A 7,048-nucleotide genomic window follows, 5' to 3' on the forward strand; every position below is an offset into this window, starting at 1 on the left:
CGGTAGTCAGTCACATCATTCCAACGCACGCCGAATCGCCGCGTGTGATTCGCGATGCCGCCTCTCTGCTGCAAGCTGAAAACCTCGCGCGCAATTGCGACAAAGCTGGCATCCGGTTGTTCGCGGCAAACGATCCGCTGCAGGGGATTGAACACATCATCGCGCCCGAACTGGGGTTGATCCGCCCCGGCATGGCCGTGCTCTGTGGCGATAGTCACACGACCACCTACGGCGCGTTGGGCGCGCTGGGGTTTGGTATCGGTACATCGGAGGTTGAGCACGTTCTCGCGACGCAGACGCTGGTGTATCGCGTGGCGCAGACCATGCGTATCACGATCGATGGCGCGTTGCCTTATGGCACGGCATCGAAGGACGTGATCATCTGGATAATCAGCCAGATTGGCGCTCAAGGGGCGCGGGGTTATGCGGTGGAATTTAGAGGCTCGACCATCGCGTCGCTCTCGGCGGAAGCCCGCATGACTTTGTGCAACATGACCGTGGAAGCGGGCGCGCGGGCGGCTTTAATCGCACCGGATAAAGCCACGTTCGACTATGTCCGGGCACATGCCACATCGCTGGATGAAGCCGCATGGCAAGCCGCGCTCGCCGACTGGAGCGATTTGAAATCCGACGCCGATGCCACGTTCGACGCCGAATTCACCTTCGATGCCCGCGACATCGCGCCCTTCGTCACGTGGGGCACGAGCCCCGACCAGGCGATGCGCGTCGATGCCCTCGTGCCCGACGCCGCCCAACAAGCCACGCCCGAAGCCGCTGCCGCACTGCGTCGTGCGCTCGACTACATTGGTCTTGAGCCGAATCAGCCAATAGCGGGAACGCCGATCGACCGCGTGTTTATCGGCTCATGCACGAATGGGCGCATTGAAGATTTGCGCATCGTCGCGTCGATCGTGCGCGGGCGCAAAGTTGCAGCAGGCGTACGCGCGATGGTCGTGCCGGGCTCGGGTTCGGTGCGTCGGCAAGCAGAAGCGGAAGGCATCGCGGAGATTCTAATAACTGCTGGCTTCGAATGGCGCGAGCCGGGCTGCTCGATGTGCCTCGCGATGAACGATGACTTTCTCGAAGCGGGCGAACGCTGTGCATCCACGACCAATCGCAACTTCGAAGGCCGGCAAGGACGTGGCGGCCGCACGCATCTGATGAGCCCCGCGATGGCCGCCGCCGCCGCGCTGACCGGCAAGATCACCGATGTCCGTTCGCTGGAGAATCACAATGACTAAATTGACGAGAATTGAAGGCACCGCGGTGCCGTTGCCCATAGAGAACCTGGACACCGATCAGATCATGCCGAAGCAGTTCCTTCGCATCATCGATAAAGCGGGTTTGAGCAAAGGTTTGCTCTACGACCTGCGCTTCGATCAACACGGCGAACCTCTTACAGATTGCGTGCTTAACCAGCCCGCTTATAACGGTGCACGCATCCTGATCGGCGGTGCAAATTTCGGTTGTGGATCGAGCCGGGAACATGCGGTGTGGGGACTTCAGCAATACGGTTTCGACGCCGTGATTGCACCCAGCTTCGCCGAGATTTTCTACTCCAACGCGATGAACAATCGCTTGCTGCTCGTGCAACTCGATCGTCAAGCGGTGGACTTGTTGCTGCGCGAATCGACGGATGATCCGGCGTCGAAGATCCTTATCGACCTGGAAGCGCAGACGGTTAATTCAACAACCAGCGCTCACGTTTTCAACTTCCCGCTCGGCGCGCGGCATAAGCGCATGGTGATCGAAGGCATGGACACGATCGACCTGACGCTGACTGCTCTCGCGGACATTGAAGCCTTTGAGAAGCGCCACTTCGAGCGCCATCCCTGGGCTGCCGTGATGTAGCCCGCGCGGCTGCGGCCGCATTCATCAAAAACACCGTAAAACCCGACCGTTTTGGCGAAAGCGAAAGCTCAAGCCAAAACGGAGAGGACCCGTTTTGCCCAAAAAAGGAGGAGACATGAAACGCAAGCCGTTCTACCGGATTCTGTACGTGCAGGTAATCGCCGCGATCTTCGCCGGCGTGCTCCTGGGCCATTTCCTTCCCGGCGATGGCATCGCGATGAAACCCCTCGGCGATGCCTTCATCAAACTCGTTCGCATGATCATCAGCCCGGTGATTTTCTGCACGGTCGTGACGGGGATTGCGAGCATGCACGACATGCGCAAGGTCGGGCGCGTGGGCGGCAAGGCGTTGCTGTACTTCGAAATCGTATCGACGGTCGCGCTCGCCATTGGCCTTTTAGCGGCGCATCTGCTTCAACCCGGCAAGGGATTCAACGTCGATCCCTCCACGCTCGATGCCAGCGCGGTATCCGGATACGCCGCACAAGCGACGCATGGCGAAGGGCTCGCAGGCTTCTTCATGCACATCATCCCTGACACCTTCGTGGGCGCGTTCACGCAGGGTGACATCCTGCCGGTTCTGCTGATCGCAATGTTATTCGGCTCCGCGCTCGCCGTGATGGGCGAACCGGCGAAGCCGGTGATCAGCTTGATCGAGGCATTATCGAAGGCGTTCTTCAAGATTGTCCACGTGATTACGAGTCTCGCGCCAATTGGAGCATTCGGCGCAATGGCGTTCACCATCGGCAAGTACGGCATTGAATCCCTGCTACCGATGATGAAGCTGATCGGCACGTTTTATCTCACCGCGTTTTTGTTCGTGACCTTCGGGCTGGGTATGGTGGCGAAGGCCTGCGGTTTCAGCATTTTTCGTTTCCTTGCGTTTATCAAGGACGAGTTGCTGATCGTGCTGGGCACATCGACATCGGAAGCCGCGTTGCCGCAGTTGATGGAGAAGCTTGAACGGCTGGGGTGCTCGCGCGGGATCGTGGGGTTGGTCGTGCCGACGGGTTATTCCTTCAACCTCGACGGCACCAACATCTATATGACGCTCGCTGTACTGTTTCTCGCCCAGGCCACGAACACGTACATGACCGCGATGCAGGAGGTGACGCTGCTGGCGGTGACCATGCTGACGTCGAAGGGATCCACGGGCGTGACCGGCGCGGGATTCATCACGCTCGCTGCGAGCTTGTCAGTCGTGCCAACCGTGCCGGTGACCGCGATGGTGCTGATCCTCGGCATCGACCGGTTCATGTCGGAATGCCGGGCGCTGACGAATATCGTGGGGAACGGGGTGGCGACGATCGTCGTGGCTTCGTGGGAGAAAGAACTGGATCGCGGCATGCTGCGCGCTCAGCTTGGGATGCCGCAACGCGTGGAAGACATGGAAGGGGAGCGCCGCTTAAAAAGCTAACGCGCTCGCGATACGGCGGCCGTATCGCGAGCTAAGGCTTAAGGCTAAATCACTTCCCAGCCGGTGCCGATGCCGGTTCGGCCGCACCCGGATCAGCGTAGTTCGGCAAGCCTTGCGAACTGCTGCTCCCGCCCATGCCCGGCTTCGCCGGCGCAGCCGTCGCGCTTGCTGCACCCGGAGGCGCTGCGGTAGCACCGCTTTCATCGCCATAATCCGGCAGCGCCGCGTTCGCCGCGCCCGTCAGCAAATACTGTCGACGCTGCGTGTAGGCATCGCGGACAAACGCGTATTTATCCAGCGCCGCTTGCGACAGGATGTCGGTTGCGCCCAGCAAATCGGCTCGCGCGCTCACGAACCGCACGACAAACATCGACACGCTCGCTTCCGTACTCAAGTAAGTACCCGGATTGAGCGGATAGCTCGCAATCCAGTTCGTTGAATCGCGCACCGAACTCGGCCCGAGCAGCGGCAACACCAGATACGGTCCCGACGGCACGCCGTAATGCCCCAGCGTAAGTCCGAAGTCCTGATCGTGTTTCGGCAGCCCGGCGGCTGAAGCCCAGTCGATCAAACCGCCAATACCGAACGTGGAGTTGATCGCGATGCGCATCAGGTCTTCGGACGCGTCGGTGATCTTCAACTGCAGCAGGTTGTTCGCGAAGTTGCCAATGTCGCCAATATTCGAAAAGAAGCTGCTGATCGCGGTGCGGATCGGCGCCGGCGTGACCTTCACGTAACCGGTTGCAATCGGGCGGGCGACGTATCTATCGGCGGCGTCGTTGAACTTGAAGATCTCGCGGTTCATCGGTTCCAGCGGGTCGCCTGGCTTGCGGTCGGGGCCTGTGGCGCAACCGGACAAGGCGAAAGCAGCGGCGAGCAGCACGCCGCCGGAGAGCGCTCGCAGTTTGCGGGCGGCATCAGGCGTTTTTGCCATCCTCATGGGTCTGTTTCCTTGGGGTGATGCGTTAGTTATTAGTGCGTCTAAAGGGACGGTTCAAAGGGGACGGCTCAAACAAGGACGGTCTAAACGGTTTCGGCCACTTTTGGCCGTACCCGCGGTTTTCCCATTAGAACCGGCTGAAATACCACTGCGCCGATTAACGTCGTAAAAAGCGCCAGGACGAGGAGCCTGCCCATGCTCGATGTGCCCGGATGATGCGAAAACCACAAACTGCCGAACGCCGTCGCCGTGGTGGCGGCGCTAAACATCACGGCGTGCGTGAGACTCGACTGCAGCAGGCCGGTTTGTCCGGAGCGCCACGCCATGACGAAATAGATCTTGAACGCCACGCCAATGCCCAGCATCAACGGCAACGCAATGATGTTCGCGAAGTTCAGCGGCATGTCGAACACCACGCATAACTCCAGCGTGACGACGGCCGAGACCAGCAAAGGTATCAAAGTTCTCAAAACATCGCCGATACGACGCAAAGTCAGCCACAGCAGGATTGCGATGGCGATCAGCGACCACGCCGCCGCCTGCTCGAACGCCTTGATGATCGTGTTGGCCGAATGCAACACCGAGATCGGCCCGCCGATCGCGTTTGGCTCGGCTTTCTGCACGGCATTTGCGAAGCGGGCGAGCAGTTTGTCGTCGTCGCGGCTCTTGCCATCCAGCGCTTTGGGCGATGCTTCCACGAGCGCCTGGCCGTTGGCGGCGAGCCAGCCTTCAGTCATCGACTTAGGCAGCGAGGCCAGCGTGATCGGCGACGGCTGCAGCAGCGAGCGCATCTGGCCCAGCGCAATGCGCAACGGGTCGGACATCGCGTGCTCGGCGCGATCACGGGCGGCAGCGTCGGCCGCGGCGAGCTTTTTCAGCGTCGCCGCCAAATGGCGCGCTTCGCTTTCGCCGGGGCCGGGATGTTCATCGGCGGCGAGTTCCAGCGAGTTTGACAGCCGCTTGAGCGTGGCTACGCGCACGGCGTCGTTGGCGGGCGTGGCGACGCGCTGATCCAGGGAAGGCAGGAGCACCGATGCCGCGGCGGCAATCAATTCGAGTTTTTGCGGCTGATCGGCAGGAATGAGCGACGACAAAGTTGTTGCTCGCTCCACTTCCGGCAGTTTCTGGAGCTTCGCCGCGATCTTGTCCGCTTCCTCGAGCGAGGGCGCGAGTATCTTCACATCATTCACAGCCGCTTCGGGCGCGTCTTTCAGCGAGAGCAGCGTGGCCATGGACTCCGTTTTCGGGTCCTTAAGGTTCAGCGGATTGAAGTCGAAACGCAGATGCAGCAGCAACGGCAGCGCGCAGATCACGACCACCAGCGTGGCGATCAGCACCGGCTTGCGATTGCGCGCGAGGTACTCGTCCACCGGCGCAAGTTTCGGAAAGCCCGGCGAGCCGGCTTCACCCGGCGGGCCGAACACCTTGATCAGCGCGGGGAACAGCGTCATGTTGGTGAAATACGCCACCAGCATGCCGACGCCCGCGATCTGCCCGAGTTCGGACACGCCGCGATACGCGGTCGGCAAGAACGAGAAAAAACTCGCGGCCGTCGCGGCGGCCGCGAGCGTCAGCGGCACGCCAACGTGGCGCGCGGTGTTCACGAGCGCGACGTCCAGCCGGTCGTCCTTGAAGCGTTCCTCGCGATACCGCACGCCGAACTGGATGCCAAAATCCACGCCGAGCCCGACGAACAGCACCATGAACGCGATCGAAATCAGGTTCAGCGCGTGGACCATGAACAGGCCGATCGCGGCGGTGATCGCCAGTCCGACGAACAGTGTGATGAACACCGAGATGATCATTTTCCCCGAGCGCAGCGCGAGCCAGAGGATCACCAGCACGACGATGAACGTCAGGATGCCGTTGAGCTCGGCGCCGTCTTTCAGCGATGCGAATTCTTCGTCGGAGAGCGGTTGTTCGCCGGTGAGCCGCACGACGGCTCCATATTTCTCCGATAACTTCAGCTCATTTGCCGTCGCCCGAATCGCGTTCGATCCTCTCGCGCCGGGTTCAAGCGCGTTGTAGTCCACCATCGGCTGGACAGTGACGAACGCGCGCGCGGGCTGCGTGGCGGAGGGTTCGACCAGATTGCGCCACGAGAACACGGCGGGCTGATTGGCGACGACTTTATCCAGTACGTCCGCGCTCTGGCCCAGCAGCTTGGACATCTGTCCGAGCGTCACTTGGCCCAGTTGCAGCGGCAGGTTGAGGCTGGTGTTGAGCGTGCCGGCCAGGCCGGTGAGCGTGGGGTCGTGCGCCAGCGCGTTGATCAGCGGACGCGCTTTCACGAGTTGCTGGGTGGTGTCGGCGACTTTATCGGCGGAGAGGTAAAGCAGGCCGTTATGTTCGAAGAAGTCGCCGCCCGAGGGTTGCGACACCGCCGTGAAGTGGGCGGTGTTCTTGGTCAGCGCGGCGGCGAGCTCATTGGCGGCGGCATCGGCGAATTCAGGCGCTTGCGCTTCGACCACCACGAGCACCGTCGATCCGCGTTGCGGAAAGGCCTGGTCAATCGCGTGGGTGCGCGCGGCCCATTCGGGTTCTGTTTCGATCAACTGGCTGATGTCGGTGCTGATCTTGAAGTGATGCACGACGTAATAGCCGCTCAGCACGGCAATCAGCAGCGATAAAACGATGATCCAGCCGGGTCGGCGAATCGATAACGTGACGAGACGGGCAATGAGAGGCGTGAGCATGAAGACGGATGCCTCGGAGGGCGTGTTCTGAAGTTTTACTGATTAACCAGGAGGCCATGAGGCGCCGCGTGAGTATACCGGGCGCGGGGAAATACTCGCAGAAGGAGCGTTCGCGCTACGGGCGCGGGTTGGGCACTGCGATCG

General features: G+C 61.1%; 5 protein-coding genes. 3 read left to right on the forward strand and 2 right to left on the reverse strand.

Features of this window, described 5'->3' with window-relative positions; translation table 11 throughout:
• The 3 genes from JWR14_RS20550 to JWR14_RS20560 form a co-directional block, all read left to right on the forward strand.
• Positions 1-1,241, forward strand: a 1,241-nt coding sequence (locus JWR14_RS20550; RefSeq protein WP_299710583.1) for a 3-isopropylmalate dehydratase large subunit, incomplete at its 5' end; no start/stop codon positions are given.
• Positions 1,234-1,851, forward strand: coding sequence for a 3-isopropylmalate dehydratase small subunit (leuD, locus tag JWR14_RS20555; protein WP_299710586.1), 618 nt, complete (start codon positions 1,234-1,236; stop codon positions 1,849-1,851). The genes JWR14_RS20550 and leuD, both read left to right, overlap by 8 nt.
• 115 nt (positions 1,852-1,966) lie before the next feature.
• Entirely contained in the window at positions 1,967-3,268 is a 1,302-nt protein-coding gene (locus JWR14_RS20560; protein ID WP_299710590.1) for a dicarboxylate/amino acid:cation symporter, read from the forward strand.
• 49 nt (positions 3,269-3,317) lie between these two features.
• Here the strand turns inward: JWR14_RS20560 and JWR14_RS20565 are convergent, their stop codons facing one another.
• Together JWR14_RS20565 and JWR14_RS20570 are read right to left on the reverse strand one after the other, a co-directional pair.
• A complete protein-coding gene (locus JWR14_RS20565) occupies positions 3,318-4,208 on the reverse strand; it encodes a VacJ family lipoprotein (RefSeq protein WP_366144576.1) in 891 nt (296 codons plus the stop codon).
• A gap of 83 nt (positions 4,209-4,291) precedes the next feature.
• A complete protein-coding gene (locus tag JWR14_RS20570) occupies positions 4,292-6,904 on the reverse strand; it encodes an MMPL family transporter (protein WP_299710593.1) in 2,613 nt (870 codons plus the stop codon).
• Positions 6,905-7,048: the final 144 nt, after the last annotated feature.

The organism is Caballeronia sp. (genome assembly GCF_028292365.1).
Classification (GTDB): Bacteria; Pseudomonadota; Gammaproteobacteria; order Burkholderiales; family Burkholderiaceae; genus Caballeronia.

Excerpts from the sequence above, each read along its gene's own strand:
- leuD (WP_299710586.1), top strand. The coding sequence starts at position 1,234 with ATGACTAAATTGACGAGAATTGAAGGCACCGCGGTGCCGTTGCCCATA.
- JWR14_RS20560 (WP_299710590.1), top strand. The coding sequence starts at position 1,967 with ATGAAACGCAAGCCGTTCTACCGGATTCTGTACGTGCAGGTAATCGCC.
- JWR14_RS20565 (WP_366144576.1), bottom strand. The coding sequence starts at position 4,208 with ATGAGGATGGCAAAAACGCCTGATGCCGCCCGCAAACTGCGAGCGCTC.
- JWR14_RS20570 (WP_299710593.1), bottom strand. The coding sequence starts at position 6,904 with ATGCTCACGCCTCTCATTGCCCGTCTCGTCACGTTATCGATTCGCCGA.